General features: G+C 35.9%; 22 protein-coding genes and 1 riboswitch. Of the genes, 10 read left to right on the top strand and 12 right to left on the bottom strand.

What is annotated here, in order from left to right:
- Nucleotides 1-22: 22 nt before the first annotated feature.
- From ABES03_RS12900 to ABES03_RS12890, 3 genes are all read left to right on the top strand, one after another.
- Nucleotides 23-226, top strand: a complete 204-nt coding sequence (locus ABES03_RS12900; protein ID WP_335531612.1) for a DUF1657 domain-containing protein — start codon at nucleotides 23-25, stop codon at nucleotides 224-226.
- A gap of 68 nt (nucleotides 227-294) precedes the next feature.
- Nucleotides 295-501 (top strand): DUF1657 domain-containing protein, encoded by a 207-nt coding sequence (locus ABES03_RS12895; RefSeq protein ID WP_430117674.1) that lies wholly within the window; start codon nucleotides 295-297, stop codon nucleotides 499-501.
- 16 nt (nucleotides 502-517) lie between these two features.
- Nucleotides 518-1378, top strand: a complete 861-nt coding sequence (locus ABES03_RS12890) for a DUF421 domain-containing protein (RefSeq protein WP_430117673.1) — start codon at nucleotides 518-520, stop codon at nucleotides 1376-1378.
- Between the two features lie 62 nt (nucleotides 1379-1440).
- Here ABES03_RS12890 and ABES03_RS12885 read toward each other — a convergent pair whose 3' ends face one another.
- Both ABES03_RS12885 and ABES03_RS12880 read right to left on the bottom strand, forming a co-directional pair.
- Nucleotides 1441-2409, bottom strand: a complete 969-nt coding sequence (locus tag ABES03_RS12885) for a DMT family transporter (protein WP_430117672.1) — start codon at nucleotides 2407-2409, stop codon at nucleotides 1441-1443.
- A 117-nt stretch (nucleotides 2410-2526) separates the two neighbouring features.
- The gene (locus ABES03_RS12880; RefSeq protein ID WP_430117671.1) at nucleotides 2527-3756 is read right to left on the bottom strand and encodes an MFS transporter; all 1230 of its coding nucleotides are present in this window, start codon (nucleotides 3754-3756) and stop codon (nucleotides 2527-2529) included.
- 253 nt (nucleotides 3757-4009) lie between these two features.
- Between ABES03_RS12880 and ABES03_RS12875 the strand changes: the two genes are divergently transcribed.
- Complete coding sequence (locus tag ABES03_RS12875) at nucleotides 4010-4624, top strand: PH domain-containing protein (protein ID WP_430117670.1); 615 nt, start codon at nucleotides 4010-4012, stop codon at nucleotides 4622-4624.
- 45 nt (nucleotides 4625-4669) lie between these two features.
- Here the strand turns inward: ABES03_RS12875 and ABES03_RS12870 are convergent, their stop codons facing one another.
- Nucleotides 4670-5485, bottom strand: a complete 816-nt coding sequence (locus tag ABES03_RS12870) for a YitT family protein (RefSeq protein ID WP_430117669.1) — start codon at nucleotides 5483-5485, stop codon at nucleotides 4670-4672.
- Nucleotides 5486-5706: 221 nt separating this feature from the next.
- Nucleotides 5707-5896: riboswitch (Lysine riboswitch) on the top strand.
- 107 nt (nucleotides 5897-6003) lie between these two features.
- Here ABES03_RS12870 and ABES03_RS12865 point away from each other — a divergent pair.
- The gene (locus ABES03_RS12865) at nucleotides 6004-7485 is read left to right on the top strand and encodes an amino acid permease (protein ID WP_430117668.1); all 1482 of its coding nucleotides are present in this window, start codon (nucleotides 6004-6006) and stop codon (nucleotides 7483-7485) included.
- A gap of 98 nt (nucleotides 7486-7583) precedes the next feature.
- Here ABES03_RS12865 and ABES03_RS12860 read toward each other — a convergent pair whose 3' ends face one another.
- A complete protein-coding gene (locus tag ABES03_RS12860) occupies nucleotides 7584-7802 on the bottom strand; it encodes a helix-turn-helix domain-containing protein (protein ID WP_430117667.1) in 219 nt (72 codons plus the stop codon).
- A 163-nt stretch (nucleotides 7803-7965) separates the two neighbouring features.
- Between ABES03_RS12860 and ABES03_RS12855 the strand changes: the two genes are divergently transcribed.
- Nucleotides 7966-8139, top strand: a complete 174-nt coding sequence (locus ABES03_RS12855) for a hypothetical protein (protein WP_430117666.1) — start codon at nucleotides 7966-7968, stop codon at nucleotides 8137-8139.
- A gap of 59 nt (nucleotides 8140-8198) precedes the next feature.
- Here the strand turns inward: ABES03_RS12855 and asnS are convergent, their stop codons facing one another.
- From asnS to ABES03_RS12835, 4 genes are all read right to left on the bottom strand, one after another.
- On the bottom strand, nucleotides 8199-9590 hold the full coding sequence (asnS, locus tag ABES03_RS12850; RefSeq protein ID WP_430117665.1) for an asparagine--tRNA ligase: 1392 nt from the start codon (nucleotides 9588-9590) through the stop codon (nucleotides 8199-8201).
- Between the two features lie 235 nt (nucleotides 9591-9825).
- Complete coding sequence (locus tag ABES03_RS12845; RefSeq protein WP_430117664.1) at nucleotides 9826-10692, bottom strand: alpha/beta hydrolase; 867 nt, start codon at nucleotides 10690-10692, stop codon at nucleotides 9826-9828.
- Nucleotides 10693-10919: 227 nt separating this feature from the next.
- Nucleotides 10920-11948, bottom strand: a complete 1029-nt coding sequence (locus tag ABES03_RS12840) for an S-adenosylmethionine:tRNA ribosyltransferase-isomerase (protein WP_430117663.1) — start codon at nucleotides 11946-11948, stop codon at nucleotides 10920-10922.
- Nucleotides 11949-11950: 2 nt separating this feature from the next.
- On the bottom strand, nucleotides 11951-12679 hold the full coding sequence (locus ABES03_RS12835; RefSeq protein ID WP_430117662.1) for an SDR family oxidoreductase: 729 nt from the start codon (nucleotides 12677-12679) through the stop codon (nucleotides 11951-11953).
- Between the two features lie 230 nt (nucleotides 12680-12909).
- Here ABES03_RS12835 and ABES03_RS12830 point away from each other — a divergent pair, with 230 nt between their 5' ends.
- The gene (locus tag ABES03_RS12830) at nucleotides 12910-13140 is read left to right on the top strand and encodes a hypothetical protein (protein WP_430117661.1); all 231 of its coding nucleotides are present in this window, start codon (nucleotides 12910-12912) and stop codon (nucleotides 13138-13140) included.
- A gap of 21 nt (nucleotides 13141-13161) precedes the next feature.
- Here the strand turns inward: ABES03_RS12830 and ABES03_RS12825 are convergent, their stop codons facing one another.
- A complete protein-coding gene (locus ABES03_RS12825) occupies nucleotides 13162-13629 on the bottom strand; it encodes a GNAT family N-acetyltransferase (RefSeq protein ID WP_430117660.1) in 468 nt (155 codons plus the stop codon).
- Between the two features lie 166 nt (nucleotides 13630-13795).
- Between ABES03_RS12825 and ABES03_RS12820 the strand changes: the two genes are divergently transcribed.
- Entirely contained in the window at nucleotides 13796-13930 is a 135-nt protein-coding gene (locus ABES03_RS12820; protein WP_309861825.1) for a BA3454 family stress response protein, read from the top strand.
- Between the two features lie 19 nt (nucleotides 13931-13949).
- Here the strand turns inward: ABES03_RS12820 and ABES03_RS12815 are convergent, their stop codons facing one another.
- Entirely contained in the window at nucleotides 13950-14564 is a 615-nt protein-coding gene (locus tag ABES03_RS12815; protein ID WP_430117659.1) for a DUF2238 domain-containing protein, read from the bottom strand.
- 92 nt (nucleotides 14565-14656) lie between these two features.
- Nucleotides 14657-16981: an RNA polymerase recycling motor HelD gene (helD, locus tag ABES03_RS12810; protein ID WP_430117658.1), complete on the bottom strand. Its 2325-nt coding sequence runs from the start codon at nucleotides 16979-16981 to the stop codon at nucleotides 14657-14659.
- A gap of 1209 nt (nucleotides 16982-18190) precedes the next feature.
- On the opposite strand from helD, the gene ABES03_RS12805 reads away from it, so the two are divergent.
- On the top strand, nucleotides 18191-18724 hold the full coding sequence (locus ABES03_RS12805; RefSeq protein ID WP_430117657.1) for a YceI family protein: 534 nt from the start codon (nucleotides 18191-18193) through the stop codon (nucleotides 18722-18724).
- 67 nt (nucleotides 18725-18791) lie between these two features.
- Here the strand turns inward: ABES03_RS12805 and ABES03_RS12800 are convergent, their stop codons facing one another.
- Nucleotides 18792-19718, bottom strand: coding sequence for an ATP-grasp domain-containing protein (locus ABES03_RS12800; RefSeq protein WP_430117656.1), 927 nt, complete (start codon nucleotides 19716-19718; stop codon nucleotides 18792-18794).
- Between the two features lie 411 nt (nucleotides 19719-20129).
- On the opposite strand from ABES03_RS12800, the gene ABES03_RS12795 reads away from it, so the two are divergent.
- A complete protein-coding gene (locus ABES03_RS12795; protein ID WP_430117655.1) occupies nucleotides 20130-22493 on the top strand; it encodes an immune inhibitor A domain-containing protein in 2364 nt (787 codons plus the stop codon).
- The last annotated feature ends 77 nt before the right edge of the window (nucleotides 22494-22570 follow it).

Raw genomic sequence — 22570 nt, 5'->3', positions numbered from 1 at the left:
TACCAAGAAAGAAGGATTAAACATGACAGTTGGAACACAAGTAAAACAGGCATTGGCAGGGTTAAAAAGTGCTCAGGCAAGCTTTGAAACCTTTGCTTTAGCAACAGATAACCAAAATGCAAAGCAGCTATATCAACAAGCCGCTCAACAAACACAATCAGTCCTAGACAGCCTAGAACCACGTCTTCAAGAGATTCTTAGTGAAGAGCCGCAATATAATCAATAAGGTAGAATAGGTTGGCATATCTGCCAACCCCTTTTTCATTTTTTGATTTCTGAAAGGAAGTTGTTCATGTGACAATTGCTTCAAACGTTAAACAATGTCTTTCAACCATGAAAGGAATTGAGGCACAATTATCTTCCATGGCGTTAAATTCACTTGATAAAGAAGCACAAGTTATTTTTCATGAAGCTACGATAACTATTGAAGAAATAAGGAAGGATCTTCAGTATCGAGTTTTGGAGCTTGAACGAAATGAGCCTCAGTACAGCGGATCCTAAAATGAGGTGATAAATTATGCCAGATGGGCTTTTTATTATAGGGCGTTCATTATTCTTCTTGTTGCTTTTATTTATTACTACAAAAGTACTTGGAAAGAAGCAAATATCTGAGCTTTCGTTCTTTGAGTATGTTGCTGGTATTACAATAGGAAGTATTGCCGGTGAAGTAGTTACTGGACTTGAAAGTAACATGTTTCATGGTGTATTGGCACTCATTGTTTTTGGATTTGTTACCTTTTTAGTGAATTATTTAGCAATAAAAAGGAAAAAATTTAGTGATTTCGCAGAAGGTAAAGGCACTGTCGTAATTAAAGACGGAAAAATCTTAGAGGAAAATTTAAAAAAAGAGAAATACACTATTGATGAATTATCTGCCCTACTTCGACAAAAGGATATTTTTAAAATTGCTGATGTTGAATTTGCCGTTCTAGAACCCCGAGGAAATTTAAGCACCTTATTAAAACGAGAAAACCGACCTTTGACACCTAGAGATTTACAAATGAAAATGCCAAATGAAAAAGAACCACAAACAGTCATTATGGACGGGAACATTGTTGATGAACCTTTAAGATGTGCAGGGAAAGGCAGAGGCTGGTTATATACCGAGTTAGAAAAACTAGGTGTGACTCTTGATAATGTTTTTCTTGGACAGGTGGATTCCTATGGTGAACTGACTGTTGATCTATATGATGATAAGATACAAGTGCCAGAACCTGCCCAGCGTCCTTTATTACTGGCAACCTTAAAAAAAGCACAGGCAGATTTAGAAATCTTTTCACTTGAAACTAATTGTACAAAATCAAAAGCGATGTACAAAAAAAATGCAGCTCTCTTACAAGAGACAATTGAAAAACTCACCCCCTATCTTAACGGTTAATAGCAGAAACACAAAAATCCTTATCAATCATTTGATAAGGATTTTTAGGAGTCATATCTAACTTATGCACTAACAGTTTGGTCTTTAGATAATTCTCGTCTATGTGACACATAGCTGTGAAGTAACATTCCACCCATGACTAACAGAATACCAATCCACGATAACATAGTTGGAAGTTCTGAATTTAGTATGTACATCTCTCCAAGGAGTGCAAATAAAACCTCCATAGATTGTGTGGCTTCAACAGCGGCAAGTCTTTGCATATTACCTCTCACTAGGTCTGTTGCTTGAAAGAATAGGATCGTTGCAATGACTCCAGAGGTAATAGCAACAAGCCCAGACTGAATCGTTTGCCCCATACTTGGTAATCCACCTTCTATCACTCCATAAATGGATAAGATAATCCATAAAGGTAGACTGGCTATTGTCATTCCTAACACGCGTTGAAAAACATCAAGACGACCACCACATACCTCCATCATTTTCCTATTTCCTAATGGATAGGCAAACGAGGCAATTAAAACAGGAACAACACCAAGGCTTACAGTAAGAAATGATAAATGATTTGCTTGTTCAAGCTGGATGAGAATGATTCCAAGTAATATAATCATTGACATGAGTAAGCCTTTATAAGGAATTTTCCCCCTAATTTTTAAAGGTCCTTTTTTAGTTAGGATTGTTTCATAAAAAAGCGGGGCTAGTAGGGAACCAGATATAATGGTTACTTGCCAAGTAGCTGCGATTAACCAACCTGGTGCATAGGCAGCTGAAAAACAAATAGGTCCATAGAACAATCCAAACCCCACTGTACTCCAAATTATCCATGAAGTTGGACGACTTCTCATCTCTACAAGCAATGGTTTAAGGTTCTTTCTACTTAGTACAATCAAGAAAAGAAAGGGTACCATAAAAAAATACCTGAGTGATGCACTCCAAATCCAGCTTCCTCCTGCCAAGTCCATTGATCTGTTTAATATAAATGTAAATGCAAAAAAGAAAGCTGCAAAAACTCCTAAAATGATAGGCCGCAATGCTCCAATACCCCCTTTTACTGAAAATATAAAATAAACTATGTATTATAAGAGTATATAGTGTATTCTCCAATAAAAAACGGAAACCATCAAGTGATTTCCGTTTTTTAACTGAAGTTAAACTCTTTTCTTTTCTATTTCAACAAATAGGGCCGATTTATTAATGAATGCAACGATAAAAGAAACTAGAAAAAACATGGTTGCCACCAAAAATGTGACTCTCACCCCAAATTTTTCAGTAATCCAGCCCATTACAAGGGATGAAAATCCGAATGCTGCAAATATTAAGGTTCCACGAGCTGAATAGACCTTTGCTAAAAGTTGCTCTCGAGCGCTTTTTTGGATAATGGTTGTTTCTGCAATATCACGTGCCATTTGTGGTAAACCAAATAAAAAAGAGACAACTAGGGCAAACCACGGAATAGAGGTAGTGCCGAATAAAAAGGTTAGCACAATTAAAATGAAGGTTGACCAGAAAATGGTCTTTCCAAGATTCCTTTCAATTAGTGAAGAAAAACGATAAATAAGTAGCCCTCCAAAGAGCATGCCTCCAAAGAAAGAGCCATTAATAAATCCCCACCAGCTCTCCCCTTTATTTAAAGCCTCCGATACGTATACAAACAAGATAGCAGCAATCCATACACCATTAGCAAATGTTTCAAGAATGTTCATCAAACTGATGATTCGAAGCTGTTTCGACTTCCAAATAATTGCCCAGCCTTCTTTTAACACATCCATATGCAATTCGTTTCCGTAAGGTAATTGTTTGCTACCATCACTAATCAGCCACATAAAAACGGTTGAAAGAAGAAACAGTAAGAAGGCTAACCAAAGTATATTTATCGAACCAGCTAAAACCAACAAAATACTCCCAATTGGCCAAGCAATTAGCTGGACTATTTGATCAGATATAGAAAGTAAGCTATTAGTTTTCACCAGTTTACTCTCATCAACAAGATTAGGAATTAGCGCGTTCCGAGCTGGGGACGCCCACCCATCTAAAAAAGATATTAGGCATATCAGAATATAAATCAAAACCAACCTTTCCTCTCCAATAGTTGCCCCACCAAAAAATAACAAAAGCAGAAGCACCGTCTTACCGGTTTGTGAGTATGACAAGATTGATTTAAGCTTGAATTTATTTATTATTAACGGAGCTAATAGCCCGCTAATTAAGGCAGAAATGGTATTGAAAAACGGGACTAGCGACATATATGTAACTGATCCAGTCGCGTCAAAAATTAACTTAATTAAACAAACTACATACAAAATATCCCCAAGGTTAGCAAATATTTGCCCACACCAAAGAAACCGAAAAGAAGTCTCTTTTCTAACAAAAATAGACATATTAACACCCTCACTTTTTATTGAATTTTTATAAAAAAAGTTAAGGTGCTTACATTGGACTACCTCCATTCACATTAGGTTCATGACTAATTTTAACAAATTTTTGAATTATCTGTAAAACTATTAACATACAATTACCACTATGATCATAAAGTGTTTTGTGGTTTGAAATCTAAATAAATAGTTGTGAAACTTTATGCCGCTTCGTTCGTACATATGAATGTTAAGATTCTTAAAAAGTGAGGTTGAGAGAATGTTTGGAAAAGTAGCTGCAGATATTTTAGGATTAAGTGATGTTGGTAGTGTCATTAAACCAGAGAATTATGATAAGGTTGATGCTGATGATTATGTCATGCACGAAGATAATGAAAAAATTTATTTTTTAATCAAATCAAAATCCGATGAATATTGTTTTACAAACAATGCCCTAATTCACCTTGATGGTACAAGTGCTACAAGCAAGAAGCGCATGCTGCACCGATACAGCTTTGCAACCAATCGGATTTCTGATGTTAAACTTGAAACAGCTGGGACCGTAGACCTTGATGTTGAAATTAAGTTCAAAATTGGCTCACAGCCTTTCTCGATTGATGTACATAAGAAGCATATCGAGGAAGTGAAAGATTTATATAAAGCGTTGATAAAAATTGCCGAAATATCACATGAAAATGAAATTAGCCTTCAATTTGCCAAACAAAGCCTTGATGTTGCCTCTACTACTCTAGGTCGAATAACAAGTCCCGATAGCAATTTAGTTGTTCAATTTAAAATGCTGAACCAAGCAGCTTTTCAATGGTTAGAAGATAGTAAAAAACAATATTGTGTGAAAGATTTTGGTTTTGTATTTGAAAGATACATTAATAATTGATTAAAAAAGGGCCTCACTATTAGATTAGTGCAGGCCCATTTTTTATTATGAAGGACTTGGACGATGAAACAGTCCCATTACTTCTATCGTTTCAGTAATATTGACGAATGCGGTAGGATCTACTTCAACAATGAGGTTTTTAATCTCATTCAGTTCGTACCGTGATATCACTGTTATTAATACATTTCTTTTATTATTTGAGTAGCCGCCAACTCCATCCATAATTGTTAATCCTCGGTACAGATTGGTTAACAGATGTGACCTCATCTCTTCACCCTTATCTGTAATAATCATTATCGTTAATTTAGCATGGTCGGTATAGATGGCATCAACTACTTTACCAGTTACAAAAATAGATACTAACGTATACAGTGCAGCATCCCAATTGAACAGAAATCCACTTATCAAAATAACAACTGCATTCATACCTGATAGTAGTGCACCGATTGGAAAGTCCTTTTTTCTCGAAACAATCATACCAATAATATCAAAGCCACCTGTAGAACCAGAACTTCGGAAGACAATCCCCACCCCAAGACCTGTTAAAGCACCACCAAAAATGGAGGACAATATCCTATCATTTGCAATTTCATAGACAGGTACTACATAAAGTCCAACAGATATGATGAGAACTGAAAAGATCGAATTCATAATAAATTTTTTGCCTAACATTTTGTACCCAATAACCAGTAACGGAAAATTCAAAAGGAAATTTGCTAACCCTGTATTAAGTGGCGTAACCATCCCTAATATCATGGAAATACCACTCAGTCCACTGCTTAACACTTCGTGAGGTATTAAAAAAAGGTTAAATGCCAGTACAATAATTAGTGATCCCGTAATAATTCCAAAAATCCGCATGGAAAATACCTCCGAATACCTGCCATCATTTATACTTAAAAATAATACCGATTATCATTTTTAAAGTAAATTTAATAGTTTTTTTCCAAAAGATTTAATTATCTGTCAATTAATGTTTGGTTGAATGTAAAAAGTTATTCAAGAAAAATATATTGACAAATATACAATAATATTTATACTTTAGAAATATATTAATTTTATATGTTAAATCCTCATCAAACCGATGAGGTAGAGGTCGCGGTTTTTATTAGTAAAGCGGATGAGATGCAGAGACATTTTTGACTCCGTTTGAAAGGAAAAACTGCCGAAGTGTGCTTTTCTCTCTGACAAAGCATGCTGGGGCTGTCTCCAAATAGGAACAGAACTGTCACGAATGGACCTACCAGCCATTCGTGTTGAGCTATCTTTCGGAAGGTATGATGCGGGGTATTGATAATGCCATCGATTCTACTTCGATGGCATTTTTTATTCCAAACTCCTTCTCGAAAAAAGAAAAAAACAAAAAAGGAGTAAAGATTATGCAAACAGCAAGAGTATTAAAAGAAAATGAATATAATGGTGATTTATCATCAAATGAAGAATCATCTGGGTTAAGACGAAGCCTTAAATCTCGTCACCTTACCATGATTTCACTTGGTGGGACAATTGGTACAGGTTTATTCCTTGCTAGTGGCGGTGCAATACATTCTGCAGGACCTGGTGGTGCCATTCTCTCCTATCTAATTATTGGTATAATGGTCTATTTTTTAATGCAAGGGTTAGCAGAAATGGGAGCCTATATGCCTGTTGCTGGAAGCTTTAGTACGTATGCAACTAAATTCGTCGATCCTTCCCTAGGTTTTGCATTAGGTTGGAATTACTGGTATAACTGGGCCATCACCATTGCAGCCGAGTTAGCAGCTGTTACGATGATCATGAAATTTTGGTTCCCACAAACACCATCCTTCATTTGGAGTGGGATCTTTTTAATCATTATGTTTCTATTAAATTATCTTTCTGTTAAAGGATTTGGTGAAGCTGAATACTGGTTTTCATTAGTAAAGGTGGTAACGGTTATTATCTTTATCATAACTGGTACACTAATGATTTTCGGTATTATGGGTGATGAAGCAATCGGCTTCAAAAATTTCACAGTTGGTGATGCACCTTTCCACGGTGGTTTTATGGCAATGCTCGGAATCTTTATGGCAGCTGGGTTCTCTTTCCAAGGAACGGAGCTTTTAGGTGTTGCCGCTGGTGAGACGGAGGATCCAAAGAAAGCTATTCCACGAGCAGTCAAACAAGTATTTTGGCGGATTCTTTTATTTTATGTACTAGCTATTTTTGTAATAGGACTTCTAATTCCTTATACAAATGAAAATTTAGCAAATGGGGATGTTACTGTAAGTCCATTTACCCTTGTTTTTCAAAAGGCAGGAATTGCTTTTGCCGCTTCTGTCATGAATGCTGTTATTTTAACAGCTGTGTTATCAGCGGGTAATTCCGGTATGTACGCTTCTACTCGAATGCTCTGGGACTTAGCACGTGAAGGCAAAGCACCAAAGTTTCTAGGGCGACTAAATAAAAATGGTGTACCTGTTAATGCTCTATTCGCAACAACACTAGTCGGTACCTTGGCCTTTCTTGCTTCTTTCTTCGGCGATGGCACGGTTTATGTTTGGTTATTAAATGCTTCTGGTATGTCCGGCTTTATTGCTTGGCTTGGAATTGCAGTTTGTCACTATCGATTCAGAAAAGCTTTTATAGCGCAAGGAAAGGATTTAAGTTTATTACCATATAAATCAAAATTCTTCCCCTTCGGTCCTATTTTTGCCTTTGCTGTCTGCGGATTCGTTGTTTTAGGACAAAACTATTCCGCCTTTATTGGAAGCCATATCGATTGGAATGGTGTGTTGGTTTCTTATATTGGGTTACCGCTTTTCCTTATCTTATGGTTGGGATACAAATTCACAAAGAAAACTAAAGTGATTCCTTTAGATAAATGTGATTTATCCAACTAGAACTGGTGAAAAAACACGCGTTTCGCGTGTTTTTTTATGTGTATTTATCTAAAAGCAAAAAAACAGACTCATACATGAGTCTGTTTTTTTCTTTAAGTTTATGCTTCTTCAGCAGTCCATACATATAAATCTTCAATCTTGCAATTCAATTCTTTGGAAATGGTCATTGCAGAATTTAAACTCATTACTTTCTTGGATAAATAGTCATTAAGTTGACTTCTAGGTATATTAGTATTCTTTTCTAAATTATCCAAGTTCATGCCGTTTTTGGATAATAAGGCCTTGAGGTTACTCTTTTTTGCTTTATAATTTGTCAAAATGACACCTCACTTTTACTTATCATACCATAGTAGCTTTAAAAATGAAAGGAAAAGGCATAACTTCCAATTTTTAACTTTATAGTATAACCTAAATGAATGACAAATAGAATAAATTAATTTGTGTTATACTTAAGTTGTAATATAGAAGGGGTGTATTTAAATGAAGAATTCAAATAACCGATATAGTAGCGGCCAAACGGTAAACATTAAAGAAACTGGTGAAATGGTCACCATTTTAAAATGGCAATATGTAAAAAATATGAAGAGATATTCCTATACCGTTAAAGAGCACCCAGGAACATTTTATTTTGAAGAAGAATTACAAGTTTTTTAAAAACACAAACAAGATTTACAAAAAAGACCAATCCACTGAATGAATTGGTCTTTTTTGGCTTAAAATTCTGCATTTCCTGGAGTTCTTGGGAATGGAATGACATCTCTGATGTTTGTCATACCAGTTAAGTACATAATTAATCGTTCAAATCCAAGGCCATAACCAGAATGTTTAGTTCCGCCGTATTTTCTTAACTCTAAGTACCACCAGTAATCTTCCTCATTCATACCAAGTTCATTAATTTTCCCAGCTAAAATATCTTCACGTTCTTCACGCTGGCTGCCTCCAATTAACTCTCCAATTCCTGGAACTAGTAAGTCAGTTGCAGCAACTGTTTTATGATCTTCGTTCAGTCTCATATAGAAGGCTTTAATTTCTTTTGGATAATCAGTAACAAATACTGGCTTTTGGAACACTTTTTCGCACAGATATCGCTCGTGCTCTGTTTGTAGGTCTGCTCCCCATTCAACCGGATAATCAAAATTTTCACCTGATTCTTTTAACAGATTAATGGCTTCTGTATATGTTACTCTGCCGAAATCTGCCGTAAAGGCATTATTTAAGCGATCTAATAGGCCTTTTTCAACGAAGCTATTGAAGAAGTTCATTTCTTCTGGCGCTTGTTCAATTACATAACCAATAACATACTTAACCATTTCTTCGGCAAGATCCATAATATCAGGAAGCTCCCCAAAAGCGATTTCTGGTTCAATCATCCAAAACTCAGCTGCGTGTCGAGCGGTGTTAGAGTTCTCAGCTCTAAAGGTCGGTCCAAAGGTATAAACATTACGGAAAGCTAAGGCAAATGCTTCTGCTGAAAGCTGTCCACTTACAGTTAAGTTAGACTCTTTACCGAAGAAATCCTTTGATGTATCCGTTTTTCCTTCTTCATTTTTCGGAAGATTTTCCAAGTCCAATGTCGTCACACGGAACATTTCTCCAGCACCCTCCGTATCACTTCCAGTGATAATTGGTGAGTGGACATATACAAATCCTTTATCTTGGAAGAATTTATGGATGGCATATGCTGCTAATGATCTCACCCGAAACACAGCCGCGAATGTATTAGTTCTTGGTCTTAAATGGGCAATCGTTCTAAGGTATTCAAATGTATGTCTTTTCTTTTGTAACGGATAATCTACATTTGATGTACCTTCAATAGTGATCTCCGTTGCTTTAATCTCAAAGGGCTGCTTTGCTTGAGGAGTATAAATAAAGTCTCCTTCTACTTTTATTGTTGAACTTATAGGAAGCTTTGTTATTTCTTTAAAATTATTTAATTTCTCGTCAAAAACGATTTGAACTCCTTTAAAGAAACTACCATCATTTAATTCAATAAAACCAAAAGTTTTGGAATCACGGATAGTACGAATCCATCCTGATAATTTCACCTTTTGTTCCACATAACTTTCTGTGTTTCTGTACAAATCCTTGATTAAGGTCTGTTTCATTGTGGTTCCTCCTAAATCATATGTATAACGTTCATTATTGGCCAGTGTAACTGTACTCCACCTTCGCCCATAGGTGATGAAATAAAAAACCTCCCATCCCCATTGGGACGAAAGGTAAAATTCACTGACTATCCTCGGTTTTCTTTTATCCCTTCAATATTATATAAAATACCATTCAATGAAGCAATTTTCAACAAAATTCCCGTTTGTAAGCGAATTAATTTTAGTTTACTGTTTATTCCGTTACATAGATGTCATTGGGTAGCCCAATCTTTTCAAGAAGCCAATTATGGCGATCTAAAAAAGCTTCTTCACACTGTGAAAATCCATGGTCTGTTTGATACCAACTTATTTTTTTCGGAGAGCTGGCTGCAGAATAAAAGGAGCTTGCCTGGTCATAATCAACATACTCATCATTTTTTGCAAATTGAAAATAAATTGATGCGGGTGCTGTATTTTTTATATAATGAGTGGCATCGAATTTACGTAAATCCGAAATAAAAAAATCAAACCGTTCTGGTGGTAAAAAACTCCGAATTAAAACAGCCAGAGGATGTTCACTCGTCATATGCCAGGCTGAGGTTTTGGAGGCACCTGCTATTAGAACAAAAGTCTTAATACGGTTTTCAATGCCGGCAAGTACTCCTCCCCAAGCGGCACCGAAGCCGTGTCCGACATAGGCCATTCGATTTGCATCTACAAATTTTTGTTTAGTAAGAAGAGTAATTCCCCGTCTTATATCCATTATCATTCGAGTGTAATTTTGAATATCCGCTAACGACTCTATTGATTGAATGAATTTTTTATACTGTTTCCCTTCTTGATGACATCCCCCTAAAAATGAAGATTCAATAATTAGAGAAACAAACCCCTTTTCAGCAAGCAATTGCGCTTCCTTATAGAAACTTTTTCGATCGTCCTGCCAAGGATGCATAAAAATAACAGCTGGATGAGAAGTTGTTTGATTAGGCACAAATAGATAGGCTTGCACGCCTCTTTTGTAAGGGTTTTCATAATATAACTTTCTAATAGAATATCCCTCTTTTATAATTGACTTCCTAACTTCAAAACCTGTTAAATGTTCTTCTTTGAAAAGAAACATTTTACACCGCCTCCAAGAAGAATCCTTAAAATTAATTTATTTGAATTTTCTGTAAAATAGACTATCATAGTAAAGATTTTAATTTTTTTAGATTGCATTCCATGTGAGCGGTACAAACTACTAATAAAATTAAACCTATTAAAACCAACTTCCCACTTATTTTACCATGGTGGTAGACGAATTAAAAACCTTGACCGTAGAGTCAAGGCTCAAGAAATTCTAGCATGTTATAAAATGAGATTCATATCACCAAACTCATGCCATAAATACCCTTCTTTTAGCGCCTCTTGATAGGCTTTGCATAAAAGACCTTTCTCAATAAAGGCCGACAGCATGTCTAGATGACTAGCTTCTGGTTCATGCATTCCCGTAATAATCCCATCTGCAATCTTTAGGTTGTATGTTGGCTTTATATAAAGATTGGTCCATCCTAATAGACCGCCATCCAAAGCGGCTGTTTCCATTGCACGTACCACTGTTGTTCCCACCGCAATCACTCTTCTCCCCTCAACTTTTGCCCGTAAAATTGTATCCCAAGCCTCCTCTGGAATGTTATATTCCTCGTAGTTTTCTGTTGGAGAGTGGTCCCACTTGTCATCCAATAAATAGCTAAGGCCCGTATGAAGTTGAATAAATACAAGATCAATCCCCTTTTTTTGGAGCTTAAATAATAGCTCCCAACTGAAGGCCCTGCCTGCGGATGGCATTTCTACAGAACCAGGCTGGGTAGCAAAGACAGTCTGATAATAGTTTAGTTCCCAAGGATTAGTAATATATTCATACCGAATTGGTTCTCCAAGAGAGTAAATTTCATCATACAAAGCTATACCTTGCTTTGAGAATTGAATGGTAATAAAAGGGATATTCATTGAAGCGCATGACACAACCCCGTAAAGAGTTGAAGATAGGACCAGAAGATCTCCATTCTTTATTCCATCATAACCTGCTAACGCTTCCCAAGTATGACTACTTTTCCTTCTTGCTAAGCGGACTTCTATACCTTTTTGGATACAATTTTTTTCACGATATAAGTCTGCTATTAATATAGCGGGAACAGTTCTACTACTGTTTAATACAACTACATCTCCCCTTGATAAATAACGATCAATATTGAAAAATATATCATGATTTGTTTGCCCTGTTTGTCGATCCTGAATCATTAACTTAACATGGTCTCTTCGTACACCCCTTCTTTCAGGTGGCATTTTGGCATTTAAGAAAGGCGGGATTTCAAAGTTAAGTGTCTCTACATGCATACTTATTGCTCCCTTCCCATAAATTCCTGTGCCTGAAATCTCTGACCATTGACATGCTTGGAAGAATCGGAAGCTAGGTAAAGAAAAACATTAATTACATCTTTTGGATTTGCCAGTTCATAATCGCAGTCTGGAACTGCTAACTGATGCATTTCTGTATCCATCTCACCTGGATCTACCATATTTACTCTAACTCCTGTTTCCTTAAGCTCATCTGCCCATGTTTCTGTTAATCCTTCAAGTGCAAATTTTGATATCCCGTATGCCCCCCATCCAGCGTAGCCAGTGTTCCCGGCCTCTGATGTGACATTAATGATTGAACCTTTATTGTTTAGGATCATTCCTGGTAGAATCCTCCTCGTAACTAAAAACGGGCTCACTGCATTTACTTTTAATACCTCCAAAAAATCTTCTTCAGGATAATCTAGTAAAAGTGGCATTGGACTAGGACCGAGAATTGACGCATTGTTTATTAAAACATCTACTTTCCCGAATAATTCTTCTGTCATAGCAACAAATCTCTCTACATCCCTAGATTTAGCTACATCTGCTGTCACCGCAAGCACATAAGAGGCTCCATTAATTTCTGCTTCTTTTTTTACTTCTTGTAAGTTCTTTTCACCTCTAGCACATATAGCTAAGTTTGCTCCTTTTTGTGCGAAAGCTAGAGTCAACTCCCTGCCAAGCCCCTTTGATGCTCCTGTAATCATGACAACTGGTTTGTATTCCATTTTCAAAACTCCTTAAGATTAATTTATGTTCTATGCTTCTATCTTAAGAAATCTTTGTTTTTTTCTCCTCGTATAGAAGCTTGATTATTTCTACAACTTTGGTCCGATATATCTCTTTTATTTTTTGTTGGAATTTTCAATAATCCTTTGACTCGTAGAAGGAAAAAGTTGGTTTCTCGTCGAATAAGTACAAAACAAAAGATACTCGATTCTTGATAGGAGGTTACTTTGTGGACAAGGTTACTTGTATTGCTTATCTTCTTTACAAATCATCTAAGAATCAAGACATCAAAGAAAAAGCCATTCAATTATTGAATGGCGAGGTATCTATTCGTGATTTAAAAAGAAATATTTCAATTCAAGCCCACATAGTTTTGGCAGAATCTTTAATGAAGAAGAATAAAATAAATAAAAATGATGTTCAATTGTTTGCAGAGGAATTTATGGTAATTGAAGTTTAGAGCGTCCATTTGGAAGTTTTTTTAACCCAATCGTTTTTGATAACAAAAAATCCCACTTCCATTTTGTGCAATGACTGTATTATAATAGTCAAATCCTAATGATTCCCAAAAGCGAATTGCTTTCTTATTTTCAATCAAAACACCAATACGTACTTTATTGACACCTCGTTTTAGCATCTCATTTTCATATAATGAATAGGCCTGAACGCCAAAGCCATAACCCTGATAATCGCCATGAATCATTAATAGTCCTAACCATGGATAATGATCTTTTGGATTTTCCATCAAGTAATCAATGACTCCTATATACGTATCATCAAGCTTAATAAATACGCTCGTTGAATGAGGATTTAAGAACTCCTCCTCTACTTCTACTAGTGTCCTTACCTCGTTTCCATTCTCAAATACATTATATTCTGGATTTGAATTAACTGTCTCTAAAGCAATATACAGTGTTTCTTTTGTTATTTCTTCAAAATACATTGACATGATTACTCTCCCTACAAATCACTTTATGGAACAATTATAACAAATTCCATGTCCTGCTTACACTTATTGTCATACGCATAGGGCAACAATCATACACTGAAATGTTGTCTATCTTTAATCCAACAAATATACCAATAACTATTTGAACAAAGAAAGGTGATAAAATATGGTACAAATTGAAGTAACCATTACATTCGAAGGAAGAAGCTATTTAACAAACGTCATTACAAATCCTGAAACATCTAATGAAGAGGTACTCCGCCTTGCGTATGAACAAGTACAAAAGCAATGGAAAAAATAAAAACAGCCGGCGGCTGTTTTTATTTTTTCATTTTCATTAGCTGTTGTGAATGAGTTTTACACAGTGTTACATAGGAAATAATGGATCCAATTAACGCTAATAGCATATCCCACTGAGTATCCCATACATCTCCTTGCGTACCAAGAAACGCTTCGGCAGCTTCACCAGTTAAAACAGCAACAAAAAATTCAACTAATTCATAAACTGCACTTATCGCTAAACACATGGACACCACTGTAATAGGTAGCCATTTAGAATTTTTTAATGGAGAGGTTCGTATTAGTAATTCTCGAATAATGATGGCTGGAATAAACCCTTGAGCAAAGTGACCTAGTCGATCATAATAATTACGGTCTAATCCCCAAATTTCCTTAAACCAATTAAACAATGGCATTTCTGCATAAGTATAATGTCCACCAATAAATAAAATCGACGAATGGATAAGGACTAAAAAATAGACCAGTGTTGTAAAGGCGAAGAAGCGATAAGTGAAGAGCAAAATTAAAACACCTATTAATGCTGGGATGACCTCCAACCACCAGGTAAACCGATCAAAGGGGTGTATGGATGACCAAATTAAAACTGTTGAAAATAGCAGCAAAAAAACAATCAAAGATCGATGTTCCTTTAACATTGAGACTCCCCATTTTCTGTCATTATTAGCATTTAGTATATGTAAAAAGCTGCAAGATCCACTAAAGCACCTTACAGCTTTTCTTTAAGGGTTTAAACTAACTCGTAAGCATCCCTTGGTACAACGTCTAAAAGAGGCGTAACCTGTCTCGTAGCAAATATATGCAGTTCATGCATAGCCCGAGTACAGACAGTGTAGAATAGTTTTCGTTCACTTTCTTCAATGTATGGGGAACAATCATATAGAATTACCGCATCAAATTCTATACCTTTAGCTAAATACGATGGAATGACAAGGTTTCCGCGCTCATAAGAAACTGTCCCCTTCTCGATTAAGTGCAGTGAGACTTCTTGTTTAAGTGCTTCAAAAACATTTTTACTTTCTTCTGCTGTCCTACAAATTACTGCAATCGTTCGATGGCCATCTGCTTTCCATTCTTTGATTTTTTCAAGAACTAAATGATTAATTTTTTCGTGATTAACCATTTCAATAACAGGTTTCCTCCCTTTACGATTAAAGGGGATGATTTTTTCTCCATCTGTAAGCAAACCACTTGTAAATTGAACAATTTCTCTTGTAGAACGATACGTTTTTGTTAATACAAACCTTTCAATTTCCTCTCCTTTGATGTCCAATTCAGTTAACACCGTTTTAGAACCCGTCGCTCCTGAGAAGATAGCCTGATTGAAATCACCAAGAAGTGTCATTTTACTATAAGGAAAAAGTCTTTGAATAAAAGCAAACTGGAAAGGTGTATAATCCTGCGCTTCATCAATAAAAATATGACGAATAGCAGTATTTGACTTTCTTCCTTCGATTAGATCCTGAAGGTAAACATAGGGTGTGGAATCTTCATAGGCAATTTCCATATGATTTAATTTATTTATTGTAAGATTGCAAATCTGTTCCCAATTTGGTGGGATTGTTTCATTTTCCATTTCCAATCCCTTAAATAATTGAAGATAAATTTCAGGCATATTAATAAATTTTAAACTCTTCACCCGTGAAAATAAGGGTTTGAATTTTTCTTTGACAACCATTTCTGCTAATAATTTTTGCTCCCGTTCAAAATCATCAAATGTATTTTCTGAAAAACGATCTTTCTCCTGCAGCTTTTTGAATGCCTCCATAAAATCTTCTTTCTCAAGATATTGCAATTCATCCTCTACCCAACTTCTAGTACGCTCACGTTTCATTGCACGTTTTAATTCTCTCAATACCCAATCCTTTACAACCTGAATTCGATTTGGAATGGAATAACTATCTGGCAATGAATAAAAATAATTATGAATTTCATCTTTGGAAATCAAAACATCTCCTCTAAAACTCAAATCCTTAAAAATTAAGCCCTTCTTCGATAGCTCTTTTGCGTACTCATCAATTTTCTGCTTAAACTCGATACTTGCTTTATAACGAATTCCTAGGACTCTTGTTTCATATTCAAGATTTCCTGAGGCACGAAGTAAAAATTCCATTTGCGAAAAAGGATCTTCTACCTCGAATTCCTTCCCTAACCTATGAGTTAAGTATTCCTGAAACGTAGATTGTTGCATGTTTTCTTCACCAAGCTCTGGTAATACCGTTGACACATAACTATTAAATAACGGATTAGGTGAAAAAAGCATAATATTTTCGGCATTTAAAATTCCACGGTACCGATATAACAAGTATGCAATCCGCTGCATTGCGGCTGATGTTTTACCACTTCCTGCGGCCCCTTGAACGATAAGAATCTTACTTCTCTCGTTTCGAATAATTTCATTCTGCTCTCGTTGAATGGTTGCTACGATACTTTTCATTTGAGTGCTTGCATTGTTGCCTAGAACTTCTTGAAGTATTTCATCACCAATTGTTACACCTGTATCAAACATTCCTTTAATTTTAGATGCCCTTATAATGAATTGTCTCTTCAATAACATTTCCCCTTTAATGTCTCCTTCAGGGGTTTTATATTCAGCAGGTCCTGGAGCATAATCATAATAAAGGCTAGAGATTGGAGCACGCCAGTCATAAATTATAAAGTTTTCGTCATGTTGGTCCATTAATGAAGCAATCCCTAAATACACTTGATCAGCGGACTTTTCTCCTTCTTCATAAAAATCAATTCGCCCAAAGTACGGGGAATATTTTAATTTAGCTAAGATTTTAAGTTGTTGATCCAATTGTTTATGTGTTCGTTCTCGTTCCGACAGCAATTCAGCCTGTTGCTTAATACTAGCTGCGGTCTCGATAATATCATCTGGTTCTTCGAAATTTACAGTTACATCTTCCCAAAAAGTCTTACGAAGCTCTAGAACGTCTGAGCTAACCTTACTGGTATTTGACAATAGGTTCGCTACCTTTTGGTCGATTTCCTCAACGACTGCACAAACTCTTTCTTGTTCTAGTTGCCAGTCCTTATTTTGTAAATCGCTCATTTAATCACACTCCAGATAATATTTTATTCTACTTACTTGACAACCAATAGCATACGTGATATTGTTATAGTGAGTTATTTTACTTTCCTTAAAATGAAATTTTTGTGTGCCAATAGTCATCATATCATCACTCTACATAATTTTCAAGGATTTTCATACAAAAAGCAAACGCCTGTTTAGGCGTTTTTTTTTATTCATTAAGACTTCCTTTCCAAATCTCCATACACCCATTTCCTGTATTGTCCGTATATTGAAACCATTATAATCCGTTTTAATACATATTGGTAAAACTTCAGATTATTTTTTAAGAGCTTAATTTTTATAAAGTATTGCTTAAGAAGAGTACAAAATATGACGACCCTTAGCTTGGCATCAAGAGTATTATGACTTTTCAAAGAAAATGCAGTGAATAAAGACACTGAAATAGAATATATCGGTGAGATAATAAAATGTTCCTTCCATGAGTGGTGTCTTCCAACCCCAAATCTTACCTTTCGAAATAGAGCCAAAAGTAAAAATAAATTTGTCTCTGTAACCACGATCATTAAAAAGAAGGAAATAAATCGTACTATTTCATTCTTCTTTTCAAGCAGGTAATACCAAATATCACTCCATTTAAAGTAAAAAGGGATTAATACAAAGGTATAAACAGTTTTCCATCCGGTGTGTTTGTATACTCCCAAACGTAAAAATAACATTTCTATAATCGAAAAATACAGACTAGCAGATATCTTCTTTAACCATCCTGAATTTGAATACGTCAAAAAAACAGATGTAAAAGGGACAAAAACTGCTTGGGATAAGACAGCTCCAAAAACATTATCAAAAAAATTATTCCTAATAATATTCGGTTTATATTTATATAACTTAAATATATTAAATACAAAGTACTCAAACAGGTACGCAAGTCCCATATTGGATACCAGCAAAATAAATATATTTTTTCTATTTTTGTTTTTATAAAAGGTTAATCCAAGAAGACAAGAATGAAGCACGAATAACATCAAAAATGGAAGGTTCATTCCTTTTATTTTCCTCATTCAATTTCATTCCCCCAATATTAGGTATACAAGTAGTATTCGATAAAATTGAAAAAACATTATAAAAAACAATTGACAATCGAATCAAACCCATCATATAATTTATCTTGAATTAAGTTATTTCAATTTCAAGATAAATGACTTCAAAACAAAAGGGAGAGATTTACTAATGACAAAAACAAAATGGGCACTTGATACTGCACACAGTAGCGTAGATTTTTCAGTTCGTCATATGATGATTGCAAACGTAAAAGGAAGCTTTAATAACTTTAACGCAACAATTGAAGCAGATCCAACAGATTTAACAAATGCGACAATCGAATTCTCAATTGAGACTGGGAGTGTAGATACTCGCAATCAAGATCGTGATGGTCACTTAGTATCTGCAGATTTCTTTGATGTTGAAAATCATCCAACAATGAACTTCCGTGCAACAAAGATTGAGAAAACTGACGATGGCGAATACAATGTAACTGGTGATTTAACACTTCGCGGAGTAACAAAGCCAGAAACATTCGCTGTTTCATTTGAAGGGCAAGGAAAAGATCCATGGGGCAATGAAAAAGTAGGTTTCAGCGCATCAGGGTCAATCAATCGTTCTGATTACGGCTTAGTTTGGAATGCAGCACTTGAAACTGGTGGGGTTTTAGTTGGAGATAAGGTTAAAATCAATCTACAAATCCAAGCAGCTAAAGCTGAATAAGATAATGCAACAAAGAGGCTTCCCTATTGGGCAGCCTCTTTTTCCATATGAATTATATTACAACAATTTAAAGTTGTGCTTTCAAAAATTTGGCAAGCTCTAGCATACCAAATTTCTGAGCCTTAGCTTCTGCCTCTGAATTGTAGTTTGTATTTGTATTAATATCATACGTATAGATTTCACCCGCTGCATTGCGAATAAATTCAATACCGGCTACCTGAATATGATTGGCAGCTAGTACCTTCTCATACTTATTAATAATAGAATCTGAAAAACATTCAATAATTTCAAACTTCGGTTTCTCTTCTTTTTCTTCCCCTACAGGACAGAATAAATCACCTATTTGACAAGCATCCGCTGGACATAATTGAAAGCCTTCCGAAGTATCTACCCTTACTGCATAAACGAATTTCCCACCTACAAATTCACAGCGCGTAATATAGCTTTCTGGTGCTTGTATGTACTCTTGAATTAAAGTAATACCATCAACTGGCTCCTCAAACACTGGGCTTTCGATATAACTCTTCAGGCCATCATAAGTTTGAAATAGTTGTACACCTAACCCCTTCCCTGCACGGTTATGTTTCGTAATAAAAGGGGTATCTAAGAATTCTACAGCGGCCTCTAGGATTTGCTCCTTCCCCACTGCAGCTATTGTTCGGGGTGTTTGGATTTCAAATTTGTTTAGCTCTAAATATTGAATTATTTTGCTGATCTCGAGCTGCAGAGCACGTGTACCATTTATAACCTTCCTACCGTGCGCTTCTAGCCAAGCAAGTACTTGCGCTGTAAATTCCGGTGCAAAACGGTGTCCCCTCGTATGGGAAGACGCACTCATTCGATTATAAAACACTCCTTCTGGAGGTTCTTTTGAAAGGTCGAGACGTCCGCTGTCTAAATGCCACTCCTCGTAAGGCACCCCTATTTCATCAAGGCGCTTTGTTAAATGCTGTGTCCATTCACTATTCTCATGGATAATATGAACTTTTTTCAAAAAGAAAGTCTCCCCTCGTGCTGAACCCTATATGTATTTTATCCTTAAATTTTCCTATATCCTATTTTTATTTTAGATTTCTATTGTCGATTTGTGAAGTGGAGAAATCGGTAATTGAATAATATTTCTTTTTCGATTCACACAATTTGTAAATTGCTATCCTTTGTCAGTGTAACGCTTTACAGTCCTTGTTTAAACATTATTTATACAGATTTAACTATTGTAAATTAATTTTTGTTCCTGTTGATTTGCTAAATTTTTGCAAAAAAAATGGAATTGTCGTCGATAAATAAGTCAATTTAACTATAAATTGTTAGAATTTACAGAAATTTAAGGAAAAAATCCTATTGTCTTGTCCTAATTTTCAAAATATTATTGAAAAGCAAGCCAATATTTTTTAGGGGGAGTTTCATGAAGAAAATATTAAAAACAGGACTGTCCACTGCTGTAATGGCTGGGACATTGTTTGCTGGTTTTCCTGGCAATTATGTAAGTACTACTAGCGGAGAAATGCTACATAAGAATCCAAGTTCTATCTCTCATTCTTTTGGATCACTAGATTTAGCTGTTGTAAATGAGGACAAGATAATAGAATTACTAATTAGGGATGGTGTAATCTCTAAGGATGCTACTCAAGCAGAGAAAGAAAAAGCATTACACAATTATCTAGTTCAAAAAGGTAAAGAAGATAATGTAAAAACAAATGATCCATTAGCTGCTAAAGTAAAAGCTGGTGATGCAAAAAAGCATAAACAATTCAAGGAATATAACAATGGAATGATGAAAGGTAATGGTAACAAATACGGACAAAATGTAAAGGAAGGAAAATCCCCCGGAGTACAAAAACAGGGAAAGCTCTTAACATTAGTAGTTGAATTCTCAGATTTGCCACATAACAGTATCACCAAGGGTGAAACTGACAACTATTACCCTGATTATACACTTCAGCATTATGAGGAAATGATTTTTGGGAATAACGGAGTAAAGGGACCTAACGGTGAAGACTTTATTTCTCAAAAGCAATTTTATGAGCAACAATCTGGCGGTACGTATACTATTAATGGAAAAGCATATGGATGGTTAAAAGTCCCTGGTACCGCAAAATTTTATGGGGCAGATAGTAAAAATGGCCATGATAATGTTTCTCCAGGTGGTTCAAAACAATTAGTAAAAGATACCTACCAAGCTGCACTTGCTGCTAAAATTCCTTTACAAGACTATGATTTGGAAGACCCACATGATTTAGATGGAGACGGTAATCTTTGGGAACCCGATGGTTTAATCGATCACCTGCAAATCATCCACGCAGGAATGGGCCAGGAAGCTGGTGGCGGAAAGCAAGGAAATGATGCTATTTGGTCACACCGTTCAGCAGTTTTTTATGATCCTGATGGACTTGGCCAAGGATTACCAGGTTTCTACGACTACACTATGATGCCAGAAGACGGAGCAACTGGTGTGTTTGCCCACGAATATGGCCACGACTTAGGCCTTCCTGACGAATATGATACACAATATTCTGGTACAGGAGAAGCAATTGGTTATTGGTCAATTATGGCAAGTGGTTCTTGGGCAGGAAAAGTTCCTGGTGCTGAACCGACTGGATTCTCTCCTTGGGCAAAGCAATATTTCCAAGCTACACTTGGTGGTAAATGGACTGCTCCTACTGTTGTAAATTTAGAAGACCTCACAACAAAAGGAACACAATTCTTACTTGACCAAGCAAATTCACCACTTGGCAAGAATAATCAAGCAATTCGCGTAAACCTACCACAAAAGAAAAAACCATTATTACCTCCTTTTGATGGCAATTACTCTTTCTGGGGCGGTACTGGGGATGAATCTGACAACAACATGGTAACTTCTGTTGATTTGACAGGCAAGTCTTCTGCAACACTCGATTTTGATGCTTGGTATAAAATCGAAGAACAATGGGATTTCGCATTCGTTCAAGTTTCAGAAGATAATGGTGCAACTTGGAAATCTCTTGGAAATGGTAATACGAGATCTGATACTGTAAGTGGCGTATACCCAACTATTCCTGCAAACCTGCCAGGTTTCACAGGTGACTCTAACGGTTGGACAAAACAATCCTTTGATTTATCTGCATATGCAGGTAAAAAGATTCAATTGAAGTTCCGTTATATTACTGACTGGGGTTACAACGACACTGGCTTCTTCGTTGATAATGTAAAAGTTACTGCTGACGGTTCAACTGTATTGAATGAAAATGGCGAAGGTGCTACTTCTGCTTTTACTCATAATGGCTTTAATAAGTTCGATGGTAATGTGTATGCTGATCATTACTACCTGCTTGAATGGCGGAACCATCAAGGTCTAGACAATGGTCTAGCTAATATTAAACGTGGAAACTCTTTAATGAGCTATGATGGTGGTCTTGTAGTATGGTATGTGGATGATAGCTATACAGACAACTGGACAGGAATTCACCCTGGGGATGGATTCTTAGGTGTTGTTGATGCTCACCTTGGAAAGGATATCAAGTTAAGTAATGGAACAGAGGCTAGTACCCGTTTCCATGTAGCAGATGCTGCATTTGGACTGGAACCAACAACAGGATTGGATATTAGTTACCCTACCTATTCTATTTTGTTCCCAAGTCAACCTGCTGTATCATTGTTTGACGACAGTAATTCCTTTGTAAATACATTTATGTTAGATGCCGGAAGAAATCTTACTAGTTACGGCCTAAAAGTTCGTGTAAATGGCCATTCCAAAGACAAATCCGTTGGTTCAATTGTAATCTATAAATAATTGATTAAGTCCCGCCTTCTTAATTCAGAAGGTGGGATTTTTTTGTAATTTTACCAAAAATACCTTTCCTTTTTTAA

This window comes from Neobacillus rhizosphaerae (assembly GCF_050477885.1).
Classification (GTDB): Bacteria; Bacillota; Bacilli; order Bacillales; family Cytobacillaceae; genus Neobacillus; species Neobacillus rhizosphaerae_A.
Note: the sequence above shows the minus strand (reverse complement) of the source record. Positions and strands in the feature narration are given on the sequence as shown.

Bases quoted from the DNA above. Each gene is read 5' to 3' on its own strand.
- ABES03_RS12900 (WP_335531612.1), top strand. From the start codon at position 23: ATGACAGTTGGAACACAAGTAAAACAGGCATTGGCAGGGTTAAAAAGT.
- ABES03_RS12890 (WP_430117673.1), top strand. From the start codon at position 518: ATGCCAGATGGGCTTTTTATTATAGGGCGTTCATTATTCTTCTTGTTG.
- ABES03_RS12880 (WP_430117671.1), bottom strand. From the start codon at position 3,756: ATGTCTATTTTTGTTAGAAAAGAGACTTCTTTTCGGTTTCTTTGGTGT.
- ABES03_RS12875 (WP_430117670.1), top strand. From the start codon at position 4,010: ATGTTTGGAAAAGTAGCTGCAGATATTTTAGGATTAAGTGATGTTGGT.
- ABES03_RS12870 (WP_430117669.1), bottom strand. From the start codon at position 5,485: ATGCGGATTTTTGGAATTATTACGGGATCACTAATTATTGTACTGGCA.
- ABES03_RS12865 (WP_430117668.1), top strand. From the start codon at position 6,004: ATGCAAACAGCAAGAGTATTAAAAGAAAATGAATATAATGGTGATTTA.
- ABES03_RS12855 (WP_430117666.1), top strand. From the start codon at position 7,966: ATGAAGAATTCAAATAACCGATATAGTAGCGGCCAAACGGTAAACATT.
- asnS (WP_430117665.1), bottom strand. From the start codon at position 9,590: ATGAAACAGACCTTAATCAAGGATTTGTACAGAAACACAGAAAGTTAT.
- ABES03_RS12845 (WP_430117664.1), bottom strand. From the start codon at position 10,692: ATGTTTCTTTTCAAAGAAGAACATTTAACAGGTTTTGAAGTTAGGAAG.
- ABES03_RS12840 (WP_430117663.1), bottom strand. From the start codon at position 11,948: ATGCATGTAGAGACACTTAACTTTGAAATCCCGCCTTTCTTAAATGCC.
- ABES03_RS12835 (WP_430117662.1), bottom strand. From the start codon at position 12,679: ATGGAATACAAACCAGTTGTCATGATTACAGGAGCATCAAAGGGGCTT.
- ABES03_RS12825 (WP_430117660.1), bottom strand. From the start codon at position 13,629: ATGTCAATGTATTTTGAAGAAATAACAAAAGAAACACTGTATATTGCT.
- ABES03_RS12820 (WP_309861825.1), top strand. From the start codon at position 13,796: ATGGTACAAATTGAAGTAACCATTACATTCGAAGGAAGAAGCTATTTA.
- ABES03_RS12815 (WP_430117659.1), bottom strand. From the start codon at position 14,564: ATGTTAAAGGAACATCGATCTTTGATTGTTTTTTTGCTGCTATTTTCA.
- helD (WP_430117658.1), bottom strand. From the start codon at position 16,981: ATGAGCGATTTACAAAATAAGGACTGGCAACTAGAACAAGAAAGAGTT.
- ABES03_RS12805 (WP_430117657.1), top strand. From the start codon at position 18,191: ATGACAAAAACAAAATGGGCACTTGATACTGCACACAGTAGCGTAGAT.
- ABES03_RS12795 (WP_430117655.1), top strand. From the start codon at position 20,130: ATGAAGAAAATATTAAAAACAGGACTGTCCACTGCTGTAATGGCTGGG.